This window comes from Burkholderia sp. AU15512, from assembly GCF_002223325.1.
GTDB lineage: Bacteria > Pseudomonadota > Gammaproteobacteria > Burkholderiales > Burkholderiaceae > Burkholderia.
Genome location: NZ_NKEX01000003.1, coordinates 146,498 through 170,927, shown reverse-complemented (window position 1 = coordinate 170,927; position 24,430 = coordinate 146,498). Strand labels below are relative to the sequence as shown.

General features: G+C 68.7%; 26 protein-coding genes and 1 pseudogene. 18 read left to right on the top strand and 9 right to left on the bottom strand.

Annotated elements, in window-relative coordinates; genetic code table 11:
• Window positions 1-76: 76 nt before the first annotated feature.
• Together CFB43_RS03355 and CFB43_RS03350 are read right to left on the bottom strand one after the other, a co-directional pair.
• Entirely contained in the window at window positions 77-541 is a 465-nt protein-coding gene (locus CFB43_RS03355) for an SRPBCC family protein (RefSeq protein ID WP_089494112.1), read from the bottom strand.
• Window positions 534-866: an ArsR/SmtB family transcription factor gene (locus CFB43_RS03350; RefSeq protein ID WP_089424519.1), complete on the bottom strand. Its 333-nt coding sequence runs from the start codon at window positions 864-866 to the stop codon at window positions 534-536. Before CFB43_RS03350 ends, CFB43_RS03355 begins: the two co-directional genes overlap by 8 nt.
• 173 nt (window positions 867-1,039) lie before the next feature.
• Here CFB43_RS03350 and CFB43_RS03345 point away from each other — a divergent pair, with 173 nt between their 5' ends.
• Both CFB43_RS03345 and CFB43_RS03340 read left to right on the top strand, forming a co-directional pair.
• Window positions 1,040-1,444 (top strand): VOC family protein, encoded by a 405-nt coding sequence (locus CFB43_RS03345; RefSeq protein WP_089494111.1) that lies wholly within the window; start codon window positions 1,040-1,042, stop codon window positions 1,442-1,444.
• A 73-nt stretch (window positions 1,445-1,517) separates the two neighbouring features.
• Window positions 1,518-2,204: a helix-turn-helix transcriptional regulator gene (locus CFB43_RS03340; protein ID WP_089494110.1), complete on the top strand. Its 687-nt coding sequence runs from the start codon at window positions 1,518-1,520 to the stop codon at window positions 2,202-2,204.
• A gap of 78 nt (window positions 2,205-2,282) precedes the next feature.
• On the opposite strand, the gene CFB43_RS03335 is transcribed toward CFB43_RS03340, so the two are convergent.
• Window positions 2,283-3,206, bottom strand: coding sequence for a carbon-nitrogen hydrolase family protein (locus CFB43_RS03335; RefSeq protein WP_046544957.1), 924 nt, complete (start codon window positions 3,204-3,206; stop codon window positions 2,283-2,285).
• 80 nt (window positions 3,207-3,286) lie between these two features.
• On the opposite strand from CFB43_RS03335, the gene CFB43_RS03330 reads away from it, so the two are divergent.
• Entirely contained in the window at window positions 3,287-4,207 is a 921-nt protein-coding gene (locus CFB43_RS03330; protein ID WP_089494109.1) for a LysR family transcriptional regulator, read from the top strand.
• Here the strand turns inward: CFB43_RS03330 and CFB43_RS38750 are convergent.
• Window positions 4,198-4,353: pseudogene (locus CFB43_RS38750) on the bottom strand (NAD(P)(+) transhydrogenase (Re/Si-specific) subunit beta); the annotation flags it as partial. The gene CFB43_RS03330 and the pseudogene CFB43_RS38750 sit on opposite strands and share 10 nt — an antisense overlap.
• 106 nt (window positions 4,354-4,459) lie before the next feature.
• Here CFB43_RS38750 and CFB43_RS03320 point away from each other — a divergent pair.
• Both CFB43_RS03320 and mnmA read left to right on the top strand, forming a co-directional pair.
• Window positions 4,460-4,969 (top strand): NUDIX hydrolase, encoded by a 510-nt coding sequence (locus tag CFB43_RS03320; RefSeq protein ID WP_089439248.1) that lies wholly within the window; start codon window positions 4,460-4,462, stop codon window positions 4,967-4,969.
• Complete coding sequence (gene mnmA / locus CFB43_RS03315; protein ID WP_089494107.1) at window positions 4,966-6,114, top strand: tRNA 2-thiouridine(34) synthase MnmA; 1,149 nt, start codon at window positions 4,966-4,968, stop codon at window positions 6,112-6,114. The genes CFB43_RS03320 and mnmA overlap by 4 nt, the downstream gene beginning before the upstream one ends.
• 54 nt (window positions 6,115-6,168) lie before the next feature.
• On the opposite strand, the gene CFB43_RS03310 is transcribed toward mnmA, so the two are convergent.
• The gene (locus CFB43_RS03310; RefSeq protein WP_089424511.1) at window positions 6,169-6,543 is read right to left on the bottom strand and encodes a winged helix-turn-helix transcriptional regulator; all 375 of its coding nucleotides are present in this window, start codon (window positions 6,541-6,543) and stop codon (window positions 6,169-6,171) included.
• 74 nt (window positions 6,544-6,617) lie between these two features.
• Between CFB43_RS03310 and CFB43_RS03305 the strand changes: the two genes are divergently transcribed.
• Window positions 6,618-7,388, top strand: a complete 771-nt coding sequence (locus tag CFB43_RS03305) for an NAD(P)H-dependent oxidoreductase (protein WP_089494106.1) — start codon at window positions 6,618-6,620, stop codon at window positions 7,386-7,388.
• 190 nt (window positions 7,389-7,578) lie between these two features.
• Entirely contained in the window at window positions 7,579-9,198 is a 1,620-nt protein-coding gene (locus tag CFB43_RS03300; protein WP_089494105.1) for an FMN-binding glutamate synthase family protein, read from the top strand.
• A 103-nt stretch (window positions 9,199-9,301) separates the two neighbouring features.
• Here CFB43_RS03300 and CFB43_RS03295 read toward each other — a convergent pair whose 3' ends face one another.
• A complete protein-coding gene (locus CFB43_RS03295) occupies window positions 9,302-9,916 on the bottom strand; it encodes a glutathione S-transferase family protein (protein WP_089455593.1) in 615 nt (204 codons plus the stop codon).
• A 184-nt stretch (window positions 9,917-10,100) separates the two neighbouring features.
• On the opposite strand from CFB43_RS03295, the gene CFB43_RS03290 reads away from it, so the two are divergent.
• The 10 genes from CFB43_RS03290 (at window position 10,101) to CFB43_RS03245 (ending at window position 20,660) form a co-directional block, all read left to right on the top strand.
• Entirely contained in the window at window positions 10,101-11,486 is a 1,386-nt protein-coding gene (locus CFB43_RS03290; protein WP_089494104.1) for an aminopeptidase P N-terminal domain-containing protein, read from the top strand.
• Between the two features lie 40 nt (window positions 11,487-11,526).
• Complete coding sequence (locus CFB43_RS03285; RefSeq protein ID WP_089494103.1) at window positions 11,527-12,714, top strand: UbiH/UbiF/VisC/COQ6 family ubiquinone biosynthesis hydroxylase; 1,188 nt, start codon at window positions 11,527-11,529, stop codon at window positions 12,712-12,714.
• A 124-nt stretch (window positions 12,715-12,838) separates the two neighbouring features.
• Complete coding sequence (gene dusB / locus CFB43_RS03280; RefSeq protein ID WP_006497523.1) at window positions 12,839-13,906, top strand: tRNA dihydrouridine synthase DusB; 1,068 nt, start codon at window positions 12,839-12,841, stop codon at window positions 13,904-13,906.
• Window positions 13,903-14,136: a Fis family transcriptional regulator gene (locus CFB43_RS03275; protein ID WP_006476892.1), complete on the top strand. Its 234-nt coding sequence runs from the start codon at window positions 13,903-13,905 to the stop codon at window positions 14,134-14,136. Before dusB ends, CFB43_RS03275 begins: the two co-directional genes overlap by 4 nt.
• Window positions 14,137-14,180: 44 nt before the next feature.
• On the top strand, window positions 14,181-15,746 hold the full coding sequence (gene purH, locus CFB43_RS03270; protein WP_089460424.1) for a bifunctional phosphoribosylaminoimidazolecarboxamide formyltransferase/IMP cyclohydrolase: 1,566 nt from the start codon (window positions 14,181-14,183) through the stop codon (window positions 15,744-15,746).
• Between the two features lie 151 nt (window positions 15,747-15,897).
• Entirely contained in the window at window positions 15,898-16,440 is a 543-nt protein-coding gene (gene ruvC / locus CFB43_RS03265) for a crossover junction endodeoxyribonuclease RuvC (protein ID WP_039361444.1), read from the top strand.
• A 192-nt stretch (window positions 16,441-16,632) separates the two neighbouring features.
• Window positions 16,633-17,214, top strand: a complete 582-nt coding sequence (gene ruvA / locus CFB43_RS03260) for a Holliday junction branch migration protein RuvA (protein WP_014898064.1) — start codon at window positions 16,633-16,635, stop codon at window positions 17,212-17,214.
• 119 nt (window positions 17,215-17,333) lie between these two features.
• Window positions 17,334-18,404: a Holliday junction branch migration DNA helicase RuvB gene (gene ruvB, locus CFB43_RS03255; protein WP_089494102.1), complete on the top strand. Its 1,071-nt coding sequence runs from the start codon at window positions 17,334-17,336 to the stop codon at window positions 18,402-18,404.
• Between the two features lie 23 nt (window positions 18,405-18,427).
• Complete coding sequence (locus CFB43_RS03250; protein WP_089494101.1) at window positions 18,428-19,381, top strand: oxygenase MpaB family protein; 954 nt, start codon at window positions 18,428-18,430, stop codon at window positions 19,379-19,381.
• A gap of 142 nt (window positions 19,382-19,523) precedes the next feature.
• Window positions 19,524-20,660, top strand: a complete 1,137-nt coding sequence (locus CFB43_RS03245; protein ID WP_373452526.1) for a ParB/Srx family N-terminal domain-containing protein — start codon at window positions 19,524-19,526, stop codon at window positions 20,658-20,660.
• 59 nt (window positions 20,661-20,719) lie between these two features.
• On the opposite strand, the gene CFB43_RS03240 is transcribed toward CFB43_RS03245, so the two are convergent.
• From CFB43_RS03240 to tyrS, 3 genes are read right to left on the bottom strand one after another with little or no spacing between them, the layout of a single operon-like run.
• Complete coding sequence (locus tag CFB43_RS03240; RefSeq protein WP_089494100.1) at window positions 20,720-21,382, bottom strand: histidine phosphatase family protein; 663 nt, start codon at window positions 21,380-21,382, stop codon at window positions 20,720-20,722.
• Window positions 21,383-21,405: 23 nt separating this feature from the next.
• The gene (gene dtd / locus CFB43_RS03235) at window positions 21,406-21,864 is read right to left on the bottom strand and encodes a D-aminoacyl-tRNA deacylase (protein WP_089494099.1); all 459 of its coding nucleotides are present in this window, start codon (window positions 21,862-21,864) and stop codon (window positions 21,406-21,408) included.
• Window positions 21,861-23,102, bottom strand: coding sequence for a tyrosine--tRNA ligase (tyrS, locus tag CFB43_RS03230; protein ID WP_089439239.1), 1,242 nt, complete (start codon window positions 23,100-23,102; stop codon window positions 21,861-21,863). Before tyrS ends, dtd begins: the two co-directional genes overlap by 4 nt.
• A gap of 142 nt (window positions 23,103-23,244) precedes the next feature.
• On the opposite strand from tyrS, the gene CFB43_RS03225 reads away from it, so the two are divergent.
• Window positions 23,245-24,393 carry an anhydro-N-acetylmuramic acid kinase gene (locus CFB43_RS03225; RefSeq protein WP_089494098.1) on the top strand — a complete coding sequence of 383 codons (1,149 nt, stop codon included), beginning with the start codon at window positions 23,245-23,247 and terminating at the stop codon, window positions 24,391-24,393.
• Window positions 24,394-24,430: the final 37 nt, after the last annotated feature.

Below are 24,430 nucleotides of genomic sequence, written 5' to 3'. Positions count from 1 at the left end.
GGGCCGCCGGTGCGGCCCCGCTACGGCAACCGGAACGCCGCCGTTACCGCACCCGCGGCAGCGGCGGCGTTTCGTTTCAGTGCTTCGAGCACGCCCAGCGCCCCATCGTGAACGGCAGTGCCTGCCCCGTCTCGAGCAGCGTCTTGAGGCTCGACAGCACGACCGGCCATCCGCCGCGAATCCCGCGATCCATCTCCGAACCCGGCACCAGCCCGTCGTGCGTGACCGTCAGCTTTACGACGCCCTCGTGCGGCTCGACGAGATAGGTCACGCGCGACACCTCCCCCTCGCCTGACGGCGTGCGCCACGTGACGACCAGCCGATGCGGCGGATCGTTTTCGACCACTTCGCCGACGATGTCGACCCGCGACGGATCGTCGTAGTCCTGATGTTCCCAGCGCGAGCCCGGCCGCCAGTCGGGCGACGCGTTGCGGTGCCGCACCCAGTAGTCCTTCGTCAGCTCGGCGTTGGTGAGCGCATCGAACACACGCTCGGGCGTCGATGCAATGAACGTCACGTACACAAAGGCGGGATTACTCATCGTTGTCTCCAGATTCGCCGGCCGCTTCCAGCCCGCGCTTGAGGTCCGCCAGCGCCTGCAGCCGCTGACGCTCGAACTTGCCGATCCAGCGTTCCGCGATGTCGTGGATCGGCACCGGATTCAGGTAATGCAGCTTCTCCCGGCCGCGCCACGTCGTCGCGACGAGATTCGCGGCCTCGAGCAGCGCGAGATGCTTGCTCACCGCCTGCCGGCTCATCGCGAGCCCGTCGCACAGCTCGGACAGGGTCTGCCCGCTTTTCGCGTGCAGCAAATCGAGCAACTGGCGGCGCGTGGCGTCGGCCAGCGCCTTGAAAACGAGATCCATGCCACTCCCGGGTCAATGGCCTTATTATGCAACCAATCAGTTGCATGTCAAGGGTGACAACTCTACTGACAATACGGTGTCAGCAGGCCGCGATCACACTGCAATCCCGGCGCAATGCAACGCTGGTTTCCGCACCGAACCCGAACAACAAACAACGCAACAAGGAGCTCGTCATGACGTCCGCAACTGCCACCGCCACCGTGGAACGCGCGATCGCGTGGTTCGACATTCCGTCCCTCGATTTCGACCGGGCGATCCGCTTCTACGAAACCGTGCTGCAGACGACGCTGCAGCGCGCAGTCATCGGCGGCGTGCCGATGGCCACGTTCGACCGCGACGCATCGAGCACGGGCGGCAGCATCGTGTTCGATCCGCAGCAAATGAAGCCGAGCGCGAACGGCGTGCTCGTCTACCTGAACGCGGGCGAATCGGTCGTCGCGGCGCTCGACCGCGCGAAGCGCGCGGGCGGCGTCGTGCAGGGCTCGGTCGTCGAGCTGCCGAACAACTACGGCTACGTCGGCTACCTGATCGACACCGAAGGCAACCGCGTCGGCCTGCACGCGCCGAAATGCCACTGAGCGCAGCGGCCGTCGGGCCCGCGCGGCGCTATCATCGCGAAGTCCCCACTGCCGCTGGATTCGAGGTGCCGTCATGACGCGCCGTGCCGACCGCCTGTTCCAGATCGCCGAGCTGCTGCGCGGCCGTCGTCTCACGACCGCGCAGCAACTGGCCGACTGGCTGTCGGTGTCGCCGCGCACCGTCTATCGCGACGTGCGCGACCTGCAACTGTCAGGGGTGCCGATCGAAGGCGAAGCCGGCATTGGCTACCGGCTGAACCGCAACGCCAGCCTGCCGCCGCTCACGTTCACGGCCGAGGAGCTGGCGGCGCTCGCCACCGGCGCACGCATGCTCGAAACCTGGGGCGGTGCGCGCTTCGCGAGCGGCGCGCGCTCGGCGCTCGCGAAGATCGCGTCGGCGATGCCGGCCGACAAGCGCACGGCGCTCGACCGCCTGCCGGTGTTCGCGCCGTCGTTCCACATCGACGAGACGTTTTGCGCGAAAGTCGACGCGATCCACCAGGCCATCGACACGCGCCACGTCGTCAGCTTCGACTACCGCGACCGGCTCGGCGCGCATTCGCAACGCCGCGTGTGGCCGCTCGGGCTCGTCTACTGGGGCGGGCGCTGGACGATCGGCGCGTGGTGCGAGCTGCGCGACGATTTCCGCACCTTCGACATCGCGCGGATGGGCGACATCACCGTGCACGAGCAGTTTCCGGACATGGAAGGGCGGCGGATCGCCGACTACATGCGGATCGCGGAAGCGCCGATGCGCTGACGCGGCACGACGGCGGGTGCGATGCGCGCCGCCGCCGTTCATCTTCCGGGCCACCGTGCAGCGCCCGGCCGCCCCGCCCTACCCGCCGAACACCACCGTCCGCTTCGGCCGCTCGTCGACGTGCAGCGAGAACACGTCGGGGCGCGCGTAATGCCCGACCACGTCGAAGTCGTAGCGCGCCCGCACGAGTTCATCCGTATCGATGCGCGCGGTCACGAGCCCGGCTTCGCCGATCAGCGGCTCCGTCAGCAGGTCGCCGAGCGGCCCGACGATCACGCTGCCGCCGCGAATCAGCGGCCGCTCCGGATCCCAGCCCGGCACGTCGATGCCGAGCGCGCGAGGCGACGGCTGCACCTGGCATGCGCTGACGACGAAGCAGCGCCCTTCGTGCGCGATATGCCGCATCGAGCTCTGCCAGACGTCGCGCTCGTCGACGGTCGGCGCGCACCAGATCTGCACGCCCTTCGCGTACATCGCGCAGCGCAGCAGCGGCATGTGGTTCTCCCAGCAGATCGCGGCGCCCGCGCGGCCCGCGGCCGTGTCGACGACGGGCAGCGTCGAGCCGTCGCCCTGCCCCCAGATCAGCCGCTCGGTGCCGGTCGGCATCAGCTTGCGGTGCTTCGCGACGAGCCCGTCGCGCGGATCGAAGAACAGCGCCGTGCAGTACAGCGTGCTGCCGCCGCGCTCGATCACGCCGACCACGAGGCTCGCGCCCGTGCGCTGCGACAGCGCGGCCAGCTCGTCGGTTTCCGGCCCCGGCACGTCGATCGCCTGCGCGGCGTAGCGCGCATACGCGTCGCGGCCTTCGGGCAGCCGGTAGCCGAGCCGCGTGCCGAAGATCTCGCCTTTCGGATAGCCGCCGAGCACGGCCTCGGGCAGCACGACGAGCGACGCGCCGCTGTCGCGGATCGCGGTTTCGTAGCCGAGGATCGTGTCGAGCGTGGCGCGCGTGCCGGCGGGCGATGCGCCGATCTGCAGCGCGGCGATGACTGACGTGGACATGAAGGCGTCTCCGGTGAATGGGGTAACGCCATCTTTATCGATATGATGTCATCGATCAAATCGATAGAACGATAAGTGTCATGAATGCAGATGATATCGCCGGCCTCGACCTGAACCTGCTGAAAGTGTTCGAGGCGCTGTACGAGGAAGGCGGCGCGAGCCGCGCGGCGCTGCGGCTCGGCCTCACGCAGTCGGCGGTGAGCGCGGCGCTCGCGCGGCTGCGCGTGATCTATGCCGATCCGCTGTTCGTGCGCACCGGCCGCGGGCTCGCACCGACGCCACGCGCGGACGAGCTGAAGCCGATCCTGTCCGACGCGCTCGACCGTTGCCGCGAAAGCCTCGCGATCGCGGCCGACGGCGGCGACCGCATCGGCCGCACGATCTCGATCGGGCTGTCGGACGACTTCGAGATCGCGCTCGGCCGCGCGCTGATCGACGCCGTCGCACGGGAAGCCGCCGGCATCCGGCTGATCTTCCGGCAGACGCACAGCGGCATCGCCGGCGACGCGCTGCTGCGACACGGCGTCGACCTTGCGATCACGTCGGGCGGCTTCTCGGCGAACGGGCTCAGCCGGCGCGCGATCGCGACGGGCGGCTATGCGTGCCTGATCGATCCGGCCGCCCGTGAGCGGCCACCGCGCACGCTGACGCTCGCCGATTTCCTGCGGCGCGACCACCTGCTCGTATCGTCGGGCGGCGTGATCGGGATCGTCGACGAGGCACTGGCCACGCTCGGCCACAAGCGGCGCGTCGCGGCGTCGACCACGCATTTCGCCGCGTTGCCGTACCTGCTCGCCGGTTCCGACGCCGTCGCGACGATTCCCGCGCACGCGGCGCGCGCGATCGCGCAATCCACCCCGCTGCGCGCGCTCGCCTGCCCGGTCGACTTGCCGCACTACCCGGTCGAAATCGGCTGGCGCACGAGCACGCAGCGCGACCCAGCGATCGTGCGCGTACGCGACACGATCGCCGCGTGCGTCGCCCATCTCGTCGCGCCATGATCGCCGCCGAAGCCGCCGAGGATCACGTTGTAGAGCGAGCGGTGCATCGCGTGGCACACGATGGACGACAGGATCGCGCCCGACGAACCGACGACGGGGCCTGCGATGATCGGCGTCGCGTTGTTCAGCGAGAGGCCGATGCCGGCCCGTCCGGTGTCGCCGCGTATCGGCAACCCAGACGAATTGAAAGGGTCTGATTCGTTTAGCGCAGCGACCGGCAGCGTTCGGGCGCAACCGGTAAAATGCCGAACCATGAAACCCGAAATCTGGACCCCGCATGTGACGGTCGCCGCGCTCGTCGAGCACGCCGGCCGCTTTCTCATGATCGAGGAAGAAACCTCGTCGGGCCTGCGCATCAACCAGCCGGCAGGCCATCTCGAAGCCGGCGAAACGCTGGCCGACGCCGTGATCCGAGAAACGCTCGAGGAAACCGCGCACCCGTTCACGCCCGACGCGCTCGTCGGCGTCTATCTCGCGCACTACGACCGCCCCGGCACCGCCGGCGCGACCTACCTGCGCTTCACGTTCTGCGGCACGGCCAGCGAGCCGATCGCAGGCCACGTGCTCGACGACGGCATCGTCCGCACGCTGTGGATGACCGCCGACGAACTGCGCGCGTGCGGCGAGCGCCATCGCTCGCCCGCGGTGATGCGCTGTGTCGACGATTACCTCGCCGGGCGGCGCATTCCGCTCGATTTCGTGCACACGCATTCGGTCGCGCCGCGCCCCGAAGCATTCGAACGTCAGGCGGTCAACAAATGAGCAAGCGCCGTGTAGTGGTGGGCATGTCGGGCGGCGTCGATTCGTCGGTGACCGCGTGGCTGCTGAAGGAACAGGGTTACGACGTGGTCGGCCTGTTCATGAAGAACTGGGAAGACGACGACGACGGCGAATACTGCTCGACGCGCCAGGACTGGATCGACGTCGTGTCGGTGGCCGACCTGATCGGCATCGACGTGGAAGCCGTCAACTTCGCGGCCGAATACAAGGACCGCGTGTTCGCCGAGTTCCTGCGCGAATACTCGGCCGGCCGCACGCCGAACCCCGACGTGCTGTGCAACGCCGAGATCAAGTTCAAGGCGTTCCTCGATCACGCGATGTCGCTCGACGCGGAAATGATCGCGACCGGCCACTATGCGCGCGTGCGCGAGCGTGACGGGCGTTTCGAACTGCTGAAGGCCTTCGATCATACGAAAGACCAGTCGTACTTCCTGCACCGGCTGAACCAGGCGCAGCTGTCGAAGACGATGTTCCCGCTCGGCGAGATCCCGAAGACGAAGGTGCGCGAGATCGCCGCGCAGATCGGGCTGCCGAACGCGAAGAAGAAGGATTCGACCGGCATCTGCTTCATCGGCGAACGGCCGTTCCGCGATTTCCTGAACCGCTATCTGCCGACCAAACCGGGCCCGATGAAGACGCCGGACGGCAAGGTCGTCGGCGAGCATATCGGCCTCGCGTTCTATACGTTCGGCCAGCGCAAGGGCATCGGCCTCGGCGGCAGCAAGACCGGCAACGGCGATCCGTGGTTCGTCGCCGCGAAGGACATCGCGTCGAACACGCTGTACGTCGTGCAGGGCCACGATCATCCATGGCTGCTGGCGCGCGAGCTGGTCGCGGGCAACGTGAGCTGGGTCGCCGGCGAACCGCCGGCCGAAGGTTTCGCGTGCGGTGCGAAGACGCGCTACCGGCAGGCCGACGCGGCGTGCGCATTCGGTGCCGCCACGCCCGGCCCGGCTGGCGAGGCGCGCTTCTCGCTTGCGTTCGACGACGCGCAGTGGGCCGTCACGCCCGGCCAGTCGGCCGTGCTGTACGACGGCGAGATCTGCCTCGGCGGCGGAATCATCGAATCCGCGCTGTCCGGCAACACGCAGGCGAACGAAGCACCGGCCCTCGCACTCGCCCGCTGACGCGCTGCCGCCGGCGCCGCGCAAGCGGGGGCCGACCGGACGCGGCCGCGCCGTTCACCGCATGTTCCGCACCGACGCGTCGTAGCGCTCGCGCGCCGCGTCCAGCTCGGGAAAATGGCGCTCGGCCCAGCGGTCGAGCGCCACGAGCGTCTCCACGAGCGACCCCGCCACCGCCGTCAACCGGTACTCGACGTGTGCGCGCCGCGCGGCCACCGCGATGCGTTCGATCAGCCCGTTGCGCTCCAGCTCGCGCAGCGTCTGCGTCAACACCTTCTGGGAAATCCCGCCGATACGCTTGAGCAGCTCGCCATTGCGCAGCGGCCGTTCGGCCAGCGCCGGCAGGATCAGCAGCGACCACTTGCCGGCGACCAGCGCGAGCGCATCGCGCGCCGAGCAGTCCGCCGCGTAGACGTCGCCGGGAAATGCCATGGTTACCTCCGGGTGCGTGATTGCGCGGCCCCACCGCCGCCGGCCATCATCGTCGCACACTCCCGGAGCCCGTCATGCATGCGCTGATCGTCGTTGCCCATCCCGAACCGCAGTCGTTCAACGCCACCCTCGCCGGCGCGGCGGCCGACGCCTGGCGCGCCGGCGGCCACGCCGCGACGGTCGCGAACCTGTACGCAGACGCGTTCGACCCGTGCGAAGCGCCGCACCATTACGCAGACCGGCTCGACACCGCCCGCTTCGACACGCAGCGCGAGCAGCGCCATCACTGGGAACGCGGCACGCTCGCGCCCGAGATCGCGCATCACGTCGGCCTGCTGAAGCAAGCCGATGCGCTGATCCTGCAGTTCCCGCTGTGGTGGTTCGGCGCGCCCGCGATCCTGAAGGGCTGGATGGATCGCGTATTCGTCTACGGCGGCCTTTACAGCAGCCGGCAGCGCCACGATCGCGGCGTGCTGCAAGGGCGGCGCGCGTTGCTGAGCGTCACGACCGGCTCGTCGGCCACCGCCTGCGCGCCCGATGGCCGTGAAGGCGATACCCGCCTGCTGCTGTGGCCGATCATGTACGCGCTGCGCTACGTCGGCTTCGACGTGCTCGAACCGCACCTGATCCACGACGTCCGCGGCGGCCTGGCGGCCGATGCCGCGCAGCGGCAGGACGCGCGCCTCGCACGCTGCCTCGCCGACTACCGCGCGCGGCTGCGCGACTGGCCCGCGTGGCCGCGCGTGCCGTTCAACCGCGACGAGGACTTCGACGACGACGCCAGGCTAAAGCCCGGCACCCCGGCGTACAGCCCGTTCATCCGCCCGGCCGAGGCCGGCCGGTAGCCGCCGGCTCGGCAACGCGAGCTTCACGACACCCGTAGTAGACTCTCGACCATCGTGGGCACCGGCGGCGGCGGGTACGGCACGGGCAGCATGCCCGCCGGGCCTGCGCGATGCCTCGGGCGCCGACCTGCCGGCCGCCGCGCGATCCAGGCGACGTGACGGCCATCCAGACAATTACGATGGAGTCCCCATGTTTTCCCGACGCTATATCGCGATGTGGTGCGCGGTCCTGCTGTTCGTGGCCGTCGCGGCGCTCGCCGCCCGGCACACGATCGCGTGGCTGTGGCTCGTGATCCCGGCCGCGCTCGTCGCACTCGGCCTGTACGACCTGAAGCAGGACCGCCACGCGATCCTGCGCAACTACCCGCTCTGGGGCCACTTCCGCTTCCTGTTCGAATTCATCAGACCTGAAATCCGCCAGTATTTCGTCGAGGACGACACCGACGAGAAGCCGTTCTCGCGCGCGCAGCGCAGCCTCGTCTACCAGCGCGCGAAGAACGTCGCCGACAACCGCCCGTACGGCACCGAGCTCAACGTGAAGGCCGTCGCGCACGAATGGATCAGCCACTCGCTCGCGCCGACGAAGCTGCCGAACCACGATTTCCGCATCCGCGTCGGCGCGAACCGCGCGCAACCGTACGACATTTCGATCTTCAACATCTCGGCGATGAGCTTCGGCTCGCTGTCCGCGAACGCGATCCGCTCGCTGAACCTCGGCGCGAAGAAAGGCGGATTCGCGCACGACACCGGCGAAGGCTCGCTGTCGAAGTACCACCGCGAAAACGGCGGCGACATCATCTGGGAAATCGCGTCCGGCTACTTCGGCTGCCGTAACGACGACGGCACCTTCAACCCCGACAAGTTCGCGAAGCAGGCCGCCGATCCGCAGGTCAAGATGATCGAGGTGAAGCTGTCGCAGGGCGCGAAGCCCGGCCACGGCGGCGTGCTGCCGGCCGCGAAGATCACGCCGGAAATCGCCGAGACGCGCGGCGTGCCGATGGGCAAGGACTGCATCTCGCCCGCGACGCATTCGGAGTTCTCGACGCCGCGCGGGCTGCTCGAATTCGTCGAACGGCTGCGCACGCTGTCGGGCGGCAAGCCGACCGGCTTCAAGCTGTGCATCGGCCATCCGTGGGAATTCTTCGGAATCGCGAAGGCGATGCTTGAAACCGGCATCGTGCCGGACTTCATCGTCGTCGACGGCGCGGAAGGCGGCACGGGCGCGGCGCCGCTCGAATTCACCGACCACGTCGGCGTACCGCTGCAGGAAGGGCTGCTGCTCGTGCACAACACGCTCGTCGGGATCGGCGTGCGCGATCGCGTGAAGCTCGGCGCGAGCGGCAAGATCATCACCGCGTTCGACATCGCGCGTACGCTCGCGATCGGCGCGGACTGGGTGAACTCGGCGCGCGGCTTCATGTTCGCGGTCGGCTGTATCCAGGCGCAGCACTGCCACACCGATCGCTGCCCGACCGGCGTCGCGACCCAGGACCCGGTGCGCCAGCGCGCGCTCGTCGTGCCCGACAAGGCCGAGCGCGTGTACAACTTCCACCGCAACACGCTGCATGCGTTGCAGGAACTCGTGCAGGCGGCCGGCCTCGCGCACCCGTCCGAGCTGCGCGCCCATCACATCGTGCAGCGGGTCGCGCCGCATGAAGTGCGGCTGATGTCGCAGTTGCTGAAGTACCTGAAGCCCGGCGCGCTGCTCGACGGCAACACCTGCGGCTTTACGCTGTACGACAAGTGGTGGCCGATTGCGCGCAGCGATTCATTCACGCTCGGCGAAGCCGTGTACGCGTCGATCGAATGACGCGGGCCGCCGCGGGGCGGCGCGGCAAAAAGAAAAGCGCCCCGCGGGGCGCTTTTCTTTTGTCTGCCGAATGCGTGAAACGCGTGAATGCGTCGCGTGCGGCTCAGTTCTGCGGCAGCGTGTCGGCGAACGACGGCCGCTGCAGCAGCTTCGCGAAGTGCTTGTCGAGGTTCGGGTGGCGATCGCGCCAGTTGAGCTCGGGCATCCGGAAGTCGAGATAGCCGAGCGCGCAGCCGAGTGCGATGTCGGCGAGCGTGTAATGATTACCGACGCACCACGTCTTGCCGCCGAGACCCTGCGACATCGCGACGAGGCCGTCGTCGATCTTGCGTTGCTGGCGCGCGATCCAGCTCGCGCTGCGCTGCGCCTCGTCGCGCATCGTATGTTCGACGCGAATCGTAACCGCCGCGTCGATCACGCCGTCGCCCAGCGCTTCCCAGCACCGCACCTCGAGGCGCTCGCGGCCCGACGGCGGAATCAGCTTGCCGACCGGCGAAAGCGTATCGACGTATTCGCAGATCACGCGGGAATCGAACACCGCGGCACCATCCTCCATCACGAGGCACGGGACCTTGCCGAGCGGATTCGAGGCATGAATATCCGTCTCCGGCGCCCACACGTTCTCGAGCTCCAGCTTGTAGTCGATCTTCTTTTCAGCCAGCACGATCCGCGCCTTGCGGACGTACGGGCTGCTGAGCGAACCGATTAATTTCATCATCTGCCTTTTTAAGGGAACCGCCGAGAGTATACGTTGTCGCCGATCATAACCGGCCAGCGTCGCGCGACAGAAAATCGCCCGGACGGCCTGTGGATGGTTTGCAACAACCGCCGCGCGGGCCTTCCAGGGCGGCTTCCCGCCCCCTCTCTCACGCACGGCGTCCCGCGGCGCTACAATCGCACGAATGAACGCGCCCCTCGATACCGCCATCGCCGTCGACGTCTACCGCCAGCGCCGTGAACGCGTGCTTGCCGCACTGCGTGCCGCCGGCGGCGGCGTCGCCATCGTCCCCACCGCGCCCGAAGTGCCGCGCAATCGCGATACGGACTATCCGTACCGGTTCGACAGCTACTTCCACTACCTGACGGGCTTCAGCGAGCCGGATGCCGTGCTCGTGCTGAACGCGGCCGCGCCGCACGGCGGGCCGGAGTCGATCCTGTTCTGCCGCGCCAAGAACGCCGACCGCGAGATCTGGGAAGGCTTCCATTACGGGCCCGAAGCCGCGCGCGATGCGTTCGGCTTCGACGCGGCGTTCGCGGTCGACGTGATCGATACCGAGATGCCGCGCCTGCTCGCCGACGCGGGCACCGTGCACTACCGGTTCGGCGCATCGGCCGACTTCGAGCGCCGGCTCGCGGGCTGGCTCGACGCGGTGCGCGCGCTGGCGCGCACGGGCGTCGCCGCGCCGGACGCGCTGCTCGACCTCACGCCGCTGCTCGACGACATGCGGCTCGTGAAGGACGAGCACGAGCTCGCGATCATGATGCGCGCCGCGCACATCTCCGCCCTTGCGCACCGCCGCGCGATGCAGGCGTGCCGCCCCGGTATCCGCGAATACGAACTCGAGGCCGAATTGTTGTATGTGTTCCGCAAGCACGGCGCGCAGTCGCCCGCGTACGGCTCGATCGTCGCGGCCGGCGCGAACGCGTGCGTGCTGCACTACCCGGCCGGCAACGCGGCCGCGCAAGATGGCGACCTGATCCTGATCGACGCCGCGTGCGAACTCGACGGCTACGCGTCGGACATCACGCGCACGTTCCCGGCCAACGGGCGCTTCTCGCCCGCGCAACGCACGCTGTACGACATCGTGCTCGCCGCGCAGCAGGCCGCGATCGACGCGACGCGCGCCGGCGTGCCGTTCGAGGCGCCGCACGACGCCGCCGTGCGCGTGCTCGCGCAGGGGCTGCTCGACACCGGCATCATCCCGAAATCGCGCTTCTCGAACCTCGACGACGTGATCGCCGAGCGCGCCTACGCACGCTTCTACATGCATCGCACCGGCCACTGGATCGGCATGGACGTGCACGATTGCGGCGACTACCGCGAGCGGCTCGCCGAGCGTGACGGCAACGGCGCGCTGCCGTGGCGCACGCTGAAAGCCGGCATGACGCTGACGATCGAGCCCGGCCTGTACGTGCGCGCCGCCGACGACGTGCCGCCCGAGTACTGGAACATCGGCATCCGCATCGAGGACGACGCGATCGTGCGCGAGCACGGCTGCGAGCTGATCACGCGCGGCGTGCCCGTCGCGGCGGACGAAATCGAAGCGCTGATGCGCGCGGGCGCATGACCGGCTGCCGCCGACCGTTACCTCCGTTTCACGAATCAAGATGACGACCGCCTCCTCCCCGGCCACGCCGGACTACGATCTCGCCATCGTCGGCGCGGGCCCAGTCGGGCTCGCGCTCGCCGGCTGGCTCGCGCGCCGCAGCGCCACGCAGCACGCATCGATCGCACTGATCGATGCACGCGAACCGGCCGCCAGCGCGAACGATCCGCGCGCGATCGCCGTGTCGCACGGCAGTCGCGTGCTGCTCGACACGCTCGCGTGGCCCGCCGACGCGACGCCGATCGAACATATCCACGTGTCGCAGCGCGGCCATTTCGGCCGCACGCTGATCGACCGCGACGAACACGACGTCGCCGCGCTCGGCTACGTCGTGCGTTACGGCTCGCTCGTGCAGGCGCTCGCGGGCGCCGTGCGCGGCACGCGCGTCGACTGGCTCACGTCGACCACCGCGCGCGCGCCGCAGCAGGATGCCGACGGCGTCACGCTGACGCTCGACGGCCCGCAGGGCGAGCGCACGCTGCGCGCACGCGTCGTCATCAATGCGGAAGGCGGGCTGTTCCATGAACAGCAGGCCGACGCCGGCAAACATCGCCGCGACTACGGGCAGACCGCGCTCGTCGGCACGGTCACGGTATCGGCGCCGCGCCCGAACGTAGCGTGGGAACGCTTCACGCACGAAGGCCCGCTCGCGCTGCTGCCGCTCGGCGGGCCGCGCCAGGCCGAGTACGCGCTCGTCTGGTGCTGCACGCCCGACGAAGCGGCGCGCCGCGCCGCGCTGCCCGACGATGCGTTCCTGCGCGAGCTCGGCCGCGCATTCGGCGAACGCATGGGCGCCTTCGTCGCGATCGCGGGCCGCGCCTCGTTCCCGCTCGGCCTGACCGCCGCGCAGACACTCGTCAACGGCCGCGTCGCGATCGTCGGCAATGCCGCGCAGACCCTGCACCCCGTCGCGGGCCAGGGGCTCAACCTTGGGCTGCGCGATGCGCATACGCTCGTCGATACGCTGTCCGCGCAAGGCTTCGAAGCCACCGCGCTCGCCACCTTCAACGCGCGCCGCGCACTCGACCGGCGCTTCACGATCGGCGCGACCGACACGCTGGCACGCCTGTTCACGATCGACTCGGGCCCGCTCCCGCTGCTGCGCGGTGCGGCGCTCACCGCGCTCGAGTTCGTACCGCCGCTCAAGAAGGTGATCGCGCGACAGATGATGTTCGGCCAGCGCAACTGACCCGCGGCGCGCACAGTCGCGCCGCTCAAACCGGGTCAAATCGGCGGGGCATGGGAATACGGTAAAATGCGCGTTTCCGTCTGCCCTTTCCCTGCCCGCGCCCGCCGCGGGCGGTGCCATTGCGATGCCCGTTATCGGCCCTCACGTATTGCGTAACAACCTGTTCGTCGCCCCGATGGCCGGCGTGACGGATCGTCCGTTCCGCCAGCTCTGCAAGCGGCTGGGCGCCGGTTACGCCGTGTCCGAGATGGTCGCGTCCAACGCGCAGCTGTGGAAAAGCGCGAAGACGATGCGGCGCGCGAACCACGAAGGCGAGGTGGAACCGATTGCGGTCCAGATCGCCGGCGCCGATCCGGCGATGATGGCCGAAGCGGCCCGCTACAACGTCGACAACGGCGCACAGATCATCGACATCAACATGGGCTGCCCGGCGAAGAAGGTCTGCAACGTCGCGGCCGGCTCCGCGCTGCTGCAGAACGAGCCGCTCGTGCAGCGCATCGTCGAGGCCGTCGTCGCGGCGGTCGGCACGGGGCCCGATGCGGTGCCCGTCACGCTGAAGATCCGCACCGGCTGGGATCGCGAGCACAAGAACGCGATCACGGTTGCGCGTCTGGCCGAAGCCGCCGGCATCTCGATGCTCACCGTGCACGGCCGCACGCGCGCCGACCTGTACCGCGGCGACGCCGAATACGACACCATCGCCGCCGTGAAGGCGGCGGTGCGGATTCCGGTGGTCGCGAACGGCGACATCACGTCGCCCGCGAAGGCAAAGGCCGTGCTCGACGCCACCGGCGCCGACGCGCTGATGATCGGTCGTGCCGCGCAAGGTCGGCCGTGGCTGTTCCGCGAAATCGATCATTTCCTGCAAACCGGCGAGCTGCTGCCCCCGCCGCGGATCGACGAGATCCAGCACGTGATGAACGAACACCTGGAAGACCACTACGCTTTCTATGGTGAATTCACGGGAGTCCGTACTGCGCGCAAGCACATCGGCTGGTACACTCGCGGCCTTTCCGGTGCCAACGGGTTCCGGCACAGGATGAACACGCTCGATTCCACCCGCGAGCAGCTCGCCGCCGTCAATGCCTTCTTCGAGGCGCAAAAGGCGCTGTCGGACCACCTCGTCTACGTCGATGACGAAGAGGAAAACGGCCAGGGCGAGTCGGACGACCATAACCAGTTAGCAGCATGAGCAAGCACAACATCGAACAATGTGTCCGCGAGAGCCTGGACGTGTATTTCCGGGATCTAGACGGCTCCAATCCGCACGACGTCTATGAAATGGTGATGTCCTGCGTCGAAAAGCCGATGCTCGAGGTCGTGCTCGTACAGGCCGGCGGCAACCAGTCGCTCGCCGCGGAGTACCTCGGCATCAATCGCAATACGCTGCGCAAGAAGCTGCAGCAGCACGGCCTGCTGTAGGCGGCCGTCCCGTCCCCGTTTCCCTGGCTATTGGTGGTTCCATCATGATCAAGCAAGCGCTCATTTCCGTTTCCGACAAGACCGGCATCGTCGACTTCGCGAAGTCGCTGTCCGACCTCGGCGTCAAGCTGCTGTCGACGGGCGGCACCGCGAAACTCCTCGCCGACGCCGGCCTGCCCGTGACCGAAGTGGCCGATTACACGGGCTTCCCGGAAATGCTCGATGGGCGCGTGAAGACGCTCCACCCGAAGGTGCACGGCGGCATCCTCGCCCGCCGCGACCTGCCCGAGCACATGCAGGCGCTGGAGCAGCACGGCATCCCGACGATCGACCTGCTCGTCGTGAACCTGTACCCGTTCGTCGCGACGATCGCGAAGGACGACTGCACGCTCGCCGACGCGATCGAGAACATCGACATCGGCGGCCCGACGATGCTGCGCTCGGCCGCGAAGAACCACCGCGACGTGACGGTCGTCGTCGATCCGGCCGACTACGCGGTCGTGCTCGATGAAATGAAGGCGAACGGCAATGCGGTCGGCTACGCGACCAACTTCCGCCTCGCGACGAAGGTGTTCGCGCACACCGCGCAATACGACGGCGCGATCACGAACTACCTGACGAGCCTGACCGACGAGCTGAAGCACGCGTCGCGCAACGCGTACCCGGCCACGCTGAACCTGGCGTTCGACAAGGTGCAGGACCTGCGCTACGGCGAGAACCCGCACCAGAGCGCCGCGTTCTACCGCGACCTCGCGACGCCGGCCGGCGCGCTGGCGAACTACCGCCAGCTGCAGGGCAAGGAACTGTCGTACAACAACATCGCCGATTCCGACGCAGCGTGGGAATGCGTGAAGACGTTCGACGCACCGGCCTGCGTGATCATCAAGCACGCGAACCCGTGCGGCGTCGCAGTCGGCAACGATTCGGCCGACGCATACGCGAAGGCATTCCAGACCGACCCGACGTCGGCATTCGGCGGCATCATCGCGTTCAACCGCGAAGTCGACGAAGCGGCTGCCCAGGCCGTCGCGAAGCAGTTCGTCGAAGTGCTGATCGCCCCGTCGTTCTCCGACGCCGCGAAGCAGGTGTTCGCCGCGAAGCAGAACGTGCGCCTGCTCGAGATCGCGCTCGGCGACGGCCATAACGCATTCGACCTGAAACGCGTGGGCGGCGGCCTGCTCGTGCAGTCGCTCGATTCGCGCAACGTGCAACCGAGCGAGCTGCGTGTCGTCACGAAGCGCCAGCCCACCGCCAAGGAAATGGACGACCTGCTGTTCGCATGGCGCGTCGCGAAGTACGTGAAGTCGAACGCGATCGTGTTCTGCGGCAACGGCATGACGCTCGGCGTCGGCGCAGGCCAGATGAGCCGCGTCGACTCGGCGCGCATCGCGAGCATCAAGGCGCAGAACGCCGGCCTGACGCTGGCGGGTTCGGCAGTCGCATCGGATGCGTTCTTCCCGTTCCGCGACGGCCTCGACGTCGTCGTGGCAGCCGGCGCGACCTGCGTGATCCAGCCGGGCGGCTCGATGCGCGACGACGAAGTGATCGCGGCGGCCGACGAGCACGGCATCGCGATGGTCCTGACGGGCGTGCGCCACTTCCGTCACTGATCGCATGCGGCCCGCGCGGCCGCAGCACGACGACCCGGCGGCATCGCACCCGCCGGGTTTTTTATTGCACGGCGCCCTCGCGCACGACCTGGCGACCGGCTTGCCGCACCAATCGTTGTAGTATCGCTGCATCACGCCACTCTCCTCACTCATGCGAATTCTCGGCATCGACCCCGGCCTGCGCGTCACCGGCTTCGGCGTCATCGACGTCAGCGGCCACCGGCTCGCCTATGTCACGAGCGGCGTGATCCGCACGCCGACGGCCGACCTGGCCACCCGGCTCGGCACGATCTTCCAGGGCGTCTCGACCATCGTGCGCGAGCACGCCCCCGACCAGGCCGCGATCGAAAAGGTGTTCGTCAACGTGAACCCGCAGTCGACGCTGCTGCTCGGCCAGGCGCGCGGCGCCGCGATCTGCGGCCTCGTCGCGGGCGGCCTGCCCGTCGCCGAATACACGGCGCTGCAGCTCAAGCAGGCCGTGGTCGGCTACGGCCGCGCGACCAAGACGCAGATGCAGGAAATGGTCACGCGGCTGCTCAACCTCTCCGGCCAACCGGGCTCCGACGCGGCCGACGCGCTCGGCATGGCGATCTGCCACGCGCACGGCGGCGATACGCTCAGCACGCTCGGCGGCCTCGCGCCGGCACTCGCGAAGAAAGGGCTGCGCGTGCGGCGCGGGCGGCTGGTCGGCTGACGGCGGCGCGCATCGCGGCCCGGCACGTCGGCTCGACTGCGTTGGCCACCTTGGCTGCGCTGACCACCTTGATCGCTTTACCCGCGCCCGACGCGCCCGCGACACGCGCCGCCCCGGCCTGATGGCCGATCCCGTCGGCATCGCGCCGCACGTGCGCTACACTCGCGCTTTCTTCCTCGCATCAAGCCATCCATGATCGGTCGCATCGCCGGCATCCTGCTCGAAAAGAACCCGCCCCACCTGCTCGTCGACTGCAACGGCGTCGGCTACGAGATCGACGTGCCGATGAGCACCTTCTACAACCTGCCGCAAACGGGCGAGCGCGTCGTGCTGCTCACGCAGCAGATCGTCCGCGAGGACGCGCACCTGCTGTACGGCTTCCTGACGCCGCAGGAGCGCACGACCTTCCGCGAGCTGCTGAAGATCACCGGCATCGGCGCGCGCATGGCGCTCGCCGTGCTGTCCGGCATGAGCGTGCAGGAGCTCGCGCAGGCCGTGACGATGCAGGACGCCGCGCGCCTCACGCGCCTGCCCGGCATCGGCAAGAAGACGGCCGAACGCCTGCTGCTCGAACTGAAGGGCAAGCTCGGTGCCGATCTCGGCGCGCTCGCCGGCGCTGCGTCGCCGTCCGACCACGCGACCGACATCCTCAACGCGCTGCTCGCGCTCGGCTATTCCGAAAAGGAAGGCCTCGCCGCGATCAAGAACGTGCCGGCCGGCACCGGCGTATCCGAAGGCATCAAGCTCGCGTTGAAGGCGCTGTCGAAGGTCTAACGCCCGCGTGACGCGCTGCCGAGCGGTGCGTTGAAGCCAGTGTCGCGCAGCCGCGCGACGCTCGCCAGTCGGCCGTTCGGCCAGGTGGGCGGGACCGCGGCGCGCGGTACAATGGCCGCATGATTGAAACCGACAAACTCGCCACCGAGCAGCGGATCATCGCCGCCACGCCCGCCTCGTCGCACGAGGAGGTGTTCGAACGTGCGCTGCGGCCGCGCCAGCTCGACGACTACGTCGGCCAGGAAAAGGTGCGCGGCCAGCTCGAGATCTTCATCGAAGCCGCCAAGCGCCGCTCCGAGCCGCTCGACCACGTGCTGCTGTTCGGGCCGCCGGGCCTCGGCAAGACGACGCTCGCGCACATCATCGCGCGGGAGATGGGCGTGAACCTGCGCCAGACGTCGGGCCCCGTGCTCGAGCGCGCGGGCGATCTCGCCGCGCTGCTGACGAACCTCGAAGCGAACGACGTGCTGTTCATCGACGAGATCCACCGGCTGTCGCCGGTCGTCGAGGAAATCCTGTATCCGGCACTCGAGGATTACCAGATCGACATCATGATCGGCGAAGGCCCGGCCGCGCGCAGCGTGAAGCTCGACCTGCAGCCGTTCACGCTGGTCGGCGCCACCACCCGCGCCGGGATGCTGACCAACCCGCTGCGCGATCGTTTCGGGATCGTCGCACGCCTCGAGTTCTACGATGCCGATCAACTGTCGCGCATCGTGCGGCGTTCGGCATCGCTGCTGAACGCGCAGATCGATCCGAACGGCGCGCTCGAAATCGCGAAGCGTTCGCGCGGCACGCCGCGGATCGCGAACCGGCTCCTGCGCCGCGTGCGTGACTTCGCGGAAGTGAAGGCCGACGGCCAGATCACCGCGGCCGTCGCCGATGCCGCGCTCGCGATGCTCGACGTCGATCCGGTCGGCTTCGACCTGATGGACCGCAAGCTGCTCGAGGCGATCCTGTACAAGTTCGACGGCGGCCCGGTCGGCATCGACAACCTCGCGGCGGCGATCGGCGAAGAGCGCGACACGATCGAGGACGTACTCGAGCCGTACCTGATCCAGCAGGGCTTCCTGCAGCGCACGCCGCGCGGGCGCGTCGCGACGCTGCTCACGTATCGCCACTTCGGGCTTTCCGTGCCCGACACCGGCCGCACCGAACGCGGCGAGTGGGATATCCCCGACGGGAAGTAACCCGTCGCCCGAGCCGCCCCGCCATGACGACGCCACCCAGCTCCCGCCCCGCCGCACCCGCACCGGGCCCGCGCTGGGCCGAGCCGATCCGCAAGCGGCTCGTGGCCGGCGTCACGCACCTGACCGTGGGCGGCGGCGGCCCGTCACTCGACCTCTCTTCACCGCCGGGAGACCCGGGGCTGTTCGGTCCCGAGGCCGTCTGCTGGCGTGTGCATGCCGACTTCACGTCGATGATGACGGGCGGCATCGCGGCGCTGCTGCTGCAGGCGCTCCACCCGCTCGCGCTCGCAGGCGTCTGGGATCACTCGTCGTTCCGCACCGACATCCTCGGCCGCTTGCGACGCACCGCCACGTTCATCACCGGTACGACGTTCGGCAGTCGCGCGGACGCACTTGCGCTGATCGAACGCGTGAAATCGATCCACGCGCACATCTCGGGCACCGCGCCGGACGGCCGCCCATACCGCGCCGACGATCCGGCGTTGCTGACCTGGGTGCATGTCGCGGAAGTGTCGAGTTTCCTCGCCGCGCACCTGCGCTATGTGAATCCCGCGCTGCCGGGCGCGTTGCAGGACCGCTACTACGCCGAAACGGCATTGGTCGCCGAGCTGCTCGGCGCACACGAGGTGCCCCGTTCGCGTGCCGAGGTGGCCGCCTATCTCGCGCGCATGCAGCCCGAGCTCGAGGCCGGGCCGCGCACGTTCGACGTGATGTCCATCCTGCTGAACGTGCCGGTCGCGAAGCCCGCGCTGCGGCCGGCCGCGTCGCTGGTGATGCATGCAGGCATCGACCTGCTGCCGCCGTGGGCGCAACGCATGCTCGGCGTGTCGGCGTTCGCGCCGCTGCGCCGTGCGCTGGTCCGGCCGGGTATCCGGGTCGTCGCGCCCGTGCTGCGCTGGGCGCTCGTGAACGGCGCATCAAAACGTGCGCGCCGCCGCGCCACAGCGACGCCGCCCGACGGCACCCCGCCTGCCTGACGATTCGCTTCTTCTTATCATTTCAATTTACTGTCAAATATCTGTGACAAGCTGACGGGCTTGCACCCGCGCACGGTCGCACGTGCCGTACGTCCCGCTTGCCGTGACCCGCGCGGTGTCCCGCCCACCCGACCGACACCCGATGCCCGCGATGCCACGCCTGCCGATCCGTTTCGCCCTTGCCGCCAGCCTGTCCACCGTCTTCGCCCTCACCGCCTGCGGGGGCGACGATGTCACTGCCATCGCTCGTTCGGACGCGCAAACGCCGTCCGGAGGCACCCCGACCACGCCTGCCCCCACGCCGCCCGCCACCGTCACGCCGCGACCGGGCAAGTGGAAGGCCGCGCGCGCGGGCGACCTGATCGACGTGACGCTCGGCGACCTCCATCCGACGCAAGGCGCGATCGGCTACGACCAGATCTATTACAAGCTGGGCCGCTACGAACTGCAGCCCGACAAGAAATTCGACGACTTCTGCGCGGACGAAGGCCTCGGCGGCGTCGCGTCGAGCGGCTACACGGCCACGTCGACGCTGCGCGAACCCGCGAGCTACACATGCACGACGACCGACGCGAACGCCCGCGACCGCTCGGTGCTGAACCCGGTCGTGATCGGCCCGAACGGCGATGCGCTGTACCTGACCGACGGCCACCACGGCCTGTCGGCCTACTACGAGACGCCCGACGGTGGCCCGGCGCTGCACGTGCACGTCGTCGTCAAGGACAACCTCAGCGACTACTCGGGCGACGCGTTCTGGCAGCAGATGCAGAGCCGCGGCTATCTGCGCCTCAAGAACGGAGAAGGCAAGGCGATCACGACCGCGCAACTGCCGACCGGGCTCGGCCTGAAACTCGGGATGACGAACGACCGCTACCGCTCGCTCGTCTATTTCACGCGCGACATCGGCTACAGCAAGCCCGCACAAGCCACCGACTATCTCGAGTTCTACTGGGCCGACTGGCTGCGCGCGCAACCGGGCACGTTCGCGCTCGCCGGCTATGACCTGACGCGCGCCGGCACGACCGACCCGGATCCGGCAAAGGCCGACACCGGCTATCTGAACGCGGTCTGGAATGCGTCGACGCGCATGGTCGCGGCCACGGACCCGGTGATCGACGGCAAGACGGGCGCCGACCTCGGGCGCGCGGACACGATCAACGGCGGGAAGAAATACAACAAGGGGGAATTCGACAAGCTGCGCCAGCCGATCACGGCGGACAAGCCCGGCAAGATCGCGTACGCGCTCGACTACAAGACGCGCCACGCGCTGCCGCAGTAAGCAGCCGGCACCACGCAGGAAGGAAGTCCCGGCCGGCGATGCCGGGTGGGCCTGCTGGCTCAGAGCACCTTGCGGTACCCGTCGTCGTCGCTCGTGGCGTCCAGGTGCGACACGTCGGCCCACTGCACGACCTGCGCGCGGCCATCGACGTAATCGACGACGTTGATGCTCGTGTTGAGCAACTGATAATTGCGCGGCGCCGACAGCTCGATGCCGTTCGCGAAACGATAGACGCAGTCGAGCACGCCGCCATGCGCGACGCACGCGATCCGGCCACCCGGATGCTCGGCGACGATCGGTTCGAGCGCATGCAGCACGCGATGATAGAACTCGCGCTGCGACTCGCCGCCCTCCGGCGCGAAGCCGGGGTCGCGCGTCTGCCAGGCCGCGTACGCGTCGGGGAACAGCGTCTCGATCTCGGCGCTGTCGTGCCCCTGAAACTGGCCGTACGAGCGTTCGCGCAGCCCTTCCCGCAGCCGCGGCGCAAGCCCGAGCGCGTCGGCGAACGGCTGCGCGGTCTGCCGCGCACGCATCAGGTCGCTCGAATAGATCGCGTCGAGCCGTGCACCGTCACGCGCGTCGCGCGCGAGCCGTGCGGCCAGCTTTTGTGCCTGCTCGAGGCCCGTTTCGGCCAGCGGGATGTCGATATGACCCTGGATGCGCTTGATGCGATTCCAGGCCGTCTCGCCATGGCGGATGAAAAGAATCTGCGTGGTGGCCATCGCGGCGTGTCTCCGGGGAAGAATCAGGGCCGCACTTGCAGCCAGAAGGTCACGGGGCCGTCGTTGACGAGCGACACCTGCATGTCGGCGCCGAACTCGCCCGTCTCGACGACCGGATGGCGCACCCGCGCGGCCGCCACGAAATAGTTGAACAGCCGCGCGCCTTCGTCGGGCGGCGCGGCCGGCGTGAAGCTCGGACGCAGCCCGCTGTTGGTATCGGCCGCCAGCGTGAACTGCGACACGAGCAGCAGGCCGCCCGCACGGCCCTCACCGTCGATATTCGACACCGGCAGGTTCATCTTGCCGGCGGCGTCGCTGAACACGCGGTAGCCGAGCATCTTCGCGAGCAGCTTGTCGGCCGCTGCGTCGGTGTCGCCGCGCTCCGCGCAGACCAGCGCGAGCAGGCCCGCGCCGATTTCGCCCGTCGTGCGATCGCCGACGCGCACGTCGGCGCGCTTCACGCGCTGGATCAGCGCGATCATGCGGTCAGCGTGACGCGTGCGAAGCGGCGCTTGCCGACCTGCACGACGAACTCGCCGGCTTCGACCTTCAGGCCCTTGTCCGACACGGTCGCGCCATCGATCTTCACGCCGCCCTGCTCGATGTTGCGCAGCGCCTCGCTCGTCGACGGCACGAGGCCGGCCTGCTTCAGCAGCTGGCCGATCGCGAGCGGCGCGCCCGCGAGCGTGACCGACGGAATGTCGTCCGGCACGCCGCCCTTCGCGCGGTGGTTGAAGTCCTCGAGCGCACGCTCGGCGTCGGCCTGCGAGTGGAAGCGCGCGACGATTTCCTGCGCGAGCAGCACCTTGAAGTCGCGCGGGTTGCGGCCGCCTTCGATCTCGCGCTTGAAGCCGTCGATCTCGTCCATCGGACGGAACGACAGCAGCTCGAAGTAACGCCACATCAGCGTGTCCGAGATGCTCATCAGCTTGCCGAACATGTCGTTCGGCTGCTCGCTGATGCCGACGTAGTTGCCCTTCGACTTCGACATCTTCTCGACGCCGTCGAGGCCTTCGAGCAGCGGCATCGTGAGAATGCACTGCTGTTCCTGGCCATACTGCTTCTGCAGTTCGCGGCCGACCAGCAGGTTGAATTTCTGGTCGGTGCCGCCGAGCTCGAGGTCGGCGTTCAGCGCGACCGAGTCGTAGCCCTGCATCAACGGGTACAGGAATTCGTGGATCGAGATCGGCACGCCGCCCTGGAAGCGCTTCGTGAAATCCTCGCGCTCGAGGATCCGCGCGACCGTGTAGCGCGACGCGAGCTTGATCATCCCGTCCGCGCCGAGCGGCATCGACCATTCGCTGTTGTAGCGGATTTCGGTCTTGTCGCGGTCGAGCACGAGCGCGGCCTGCTCGAAGTAGGTCTTCGCGTTCGACTCGATCTGTTCGCGCGTGAGCGGCGGGCGCGTCGCGTTGCGGCCCGACGGATCGCCGATCAGCGACGTGAAATCGCCGATCAGGAAGATGACCGTGTGGCCGAGGTCCTGCAGCTGGCGCATCTTGTTCAGCACGACCGTATGGCCGATGTGGATGTCGGGCGCGGTCGGGTCGAGGCCGAGCTTGATGCGAAGCGGCGTGCCCGTCGCCGCGCTGCGTGCGAGCTTCTGCGCGAACTCTTCCTCGACCAGCAGCTCGTCGACGCCGCGCTTCGTGACGGCGAGCGCATGCCGGACTTCGTCGGTGATCGGGAAAACAGGCTTGGAACTGGGTTCGGTGCTCATCGGTGCCAGGAAGAATGTCGCAAAAACAGGGATTTTCCCATAACTTGCGCGCCCATCGCTTAACGGCACGTCACGTTGCGCGGATAATCGGGCGCAAGGCGCGCGGCACCGGCCCGCGCCGCACGATCCAGGAGAACCCAACGTGCCGCAACGACAGCCGCAACATGCCCATCCGGCCGACGGCATCTACTTCGGGCTGATGTCGGGAACCAGCATGGACGGCGTCGATGGCGTCGCCGTGCGTTTCGAGGCCGGCCGTGCGCCGGTCGTGCTCGCGGAAGCGTTCGTCGGCTTCGCGCAATCGCTGCGCGACGCGCTGTTCGCGCTGCAGCAGCCCGGCGACGACGAGATCGACCGCGAATCGGTCGCCGCGAACGCGCTGGTCGCGCGCTATGCGGTGTGCTGCCACGAGTTGCAGCGCACGGCCGGGCTGTCGCGCGACGAGATCCGTGCGATCGGCGTGCATGGCCAGACCGTGCGCCATCGCCCCGAGCGCGGCTATACGCGGCAGATCAACAACCCGGCACTGCTCGCCGAGCTGACCCAGCTCGACGTGATCGCCGATTTCCGCAGCCGCGACGTCGCCGCGGGCGGCCATGGCGCGCCGCTCGCGCCGGCCTTCCATGCGACGGTGTTCGGCGCGCCGGGTGAAACGCGCGTCGTCTGCAATCTCGGCGGGATCAGCAACATCACGATCCTGCCCGGCGAAGGCGGCGACGTGCGCGGCTTCGACTGCGGCCCCGCGAACGCGCTGCTCGACGAATGGGCGACCCGCCATCTCGGCAAGCCGTACGACGACGGCGGCAAGTTCGCCGCGCGCGGCACCGTCCACGCGCCGCTGCTCGATGCGCTGCTCGACGAGCCGTATTTCGCCGCACCGCCGCCGAAAAGCACCGGGCGCGACCTGTTCAATCCCGCATGGCTCGACGCGAAGCTCGCCGCGTTCGCGCAGGTCACGCCGGAGGACGTGCAGGCGACCCTTACCGCGCTCACGGCCGTGTCGGTCGCGCGCGAGATCGCGCAGCACGCAGCGGGCTGCAAGGCCGTGTTCGTCTGCGGCGGCGGCGCACGCAATCCGGTGCTGCTCGACGCGCTCCGGAATGCACTCCGCGAGGCCGGCGTGCCGGCCACGGTCGATACGACGGCCGCGCTCGGCGTGCCGCCGCAGCAGGTCGAGGCGCTCGCCTTCGCGTGGCTCGCGTACCGCTTCACCGCGCGCCAGCCCGGCAATCTCGCGACGGTCACGGGCGCAGCCGGCAATCGCGTGCTGGGCGCGCTCTATCCGCGCTGACGCTGCGCCTGCCGCACGGCGGGCGCCGCATCGTCAA

Coding starts and splice junctions, on each gene's coding strand:
- CFB43_RS03355 (WP_089494112.1), bottom strand. CDS start 541: ATGAGTAATCCCGCCTTTGTGTACGTGACGTTCATTGCATCGACGCCC.
- CFB43_RS03350 (WP_089424519.1), bottom strand. CDS start 866: ATGGATCTCGTTTTCAAGGCGCTGGCCGACGCCACGCGCCGCCAGTTG.
- CFB43_RS03345 (WP_089494111.1), top strand. CDS start 1,040: ATGACGTCCGCAACTGCCACCGCCACCGTGGAACGCGCGATCGCGTGG.
- CFB43_RS03340 (WP_089494110.1), top strand. CDS start 1,518: ATGACGCGCCGTGCCGACCGCCTGTTCCAGATCGCCGAGCTGCTGCGC.
- CFB43_RS03335 (WP_046544957.1), bottom strand. CDS start 3,206: ATGTCCACGTCAGTCATCGCCGCGCTGCAGATCGGCGCATCGCCCGCC.
- CFB43_RS03330 (WP_089494109.1), top strand. CDS start 3,287: ATGAATGCAGATGATATCGCCGGCCTCGACCTGAACCTGCTGAAAGTG.
- CFB43_RS03320 (WP_089439248.1), top strand. CDS start 4,460: ATGAAACCCGAAATCTGGACCCCGCATGTGACGGTCGCCGCGCTCGTC.
- mnmA (WP_089494107.1), top strand. CDS start 4,966: ATGAGCAAGCGCCGTGTAGTGGTGGGCATGTCGGGCGGCGTCGATTCG.
- CFB43_RS03310 (WP_089424511.1), bottom strand. CDS start 6,543: ATGGCATTTCCCGGCGACGTCTACGCGGCGGACTGCTCGGCGCGCGAT.
- CFB43_RS03305 (WP_089494106.1), top strand. CDS start 6,618: ATGCATGCGCTGATCGTCGTTGCCCATCCCGAACCGCAGTCGTTCAAC.
- CFB43_RS03300 (WP_089494105.1), top strand. CDS start 7,579: ATGTTTTCCCGACGCTATATCGCGATGTGGTGCGCGGTCCTGCTGTTC.
- CFB43_RS03295 (WP_089455593.1), bottom strand. CDS start 9,916: ATGATGAAATTAATCGGTTCGCTCAGCAGCCCGTACGTCCGCAAGGCG.
- CFB43_RS03290 (WP_089494104.1), top strand. CDS start 10,101: ATGAACGCGCCCCTCGATACCGCCATCGCCGTCGACGTCTACCGCCAG.
- CFB43_RS03285 (WP_089494103.1), top strand. CDS start 11,527: ATGACGACCGCCTCCTCCCCGGCCACGCCGGACTACGATCTCGCCATC.
- dusB (WP_006497523.1), top strand. CDS start 12,839: ATGCCCGTTATCGGCCCTCACGTATTGCGTAACAACCTGTTCGTCGCC.
- CFB43_RS03275 (WP_006476892.1), top strand. CDS start 13,903: ATGAGCAAGCACAACATCGAACAATGTGTCCGCGAGAGCCTGGACGTG.
- purH (WP_089460424.1), top strand. CDS start 14,181: ATGATCAAGCAAGCGCTCATTTCCGTTTCCGACAAGACCGGCATCGTC.
- ruvC (WP_039361444.1), top strand. CDS start 15,898: ATGCGAATTCTCGGCATCGACCCCGGCCTGCGCGTCACCGGCTTCGGC.
- ruvA (WP_014898064.1), top strand. CDS start 16,633: ATGATCGGTCGCATCGCCGGCATCCTGCTCGAAAAGAACCCGCCCCAC.
- ruvB (WP_089494102.1), top strand. CDS start 17,334: ATGATTGAAACCGACAAACTCGCCACCGAGCAGCGGATCATCGCCGCC.
- CFB43_RS03250 (WP_089494101.1), top strand. CDS start 18,428: ATGACGACGCCACCCAGCTCCCGCCCCGCCGCACCCGCACCGGGCCCG.
- CFB43_RS03245 (WP_373452526.1), top strand. CDS start 19,524: ATGCCCGCGATGCCACGCCTGCCGATCCGTTTCGCCCTTGCCGCCAGC.
- CFB43_RS03240 (WP_089494100.1), bottom strand. CDS start 21,382: ATGGCCACCACGCAGATTCTTTTCATCCGCCATGGCGAGACGGCCTGG.
- dtd (WP_089494099.1), bottom strand. CDS start 21,864: ATGATCGCGCTGATCCAGCGCGTGAAGCGCGCCGACGTGCGCGTCGGC.
- tyrS (WP_089439239.1), bottom strand. CDS start 23,102: ATGAGCACCGAACCCAGTTCCAAGCCTGTTTTCCCGATCACCGACGAA.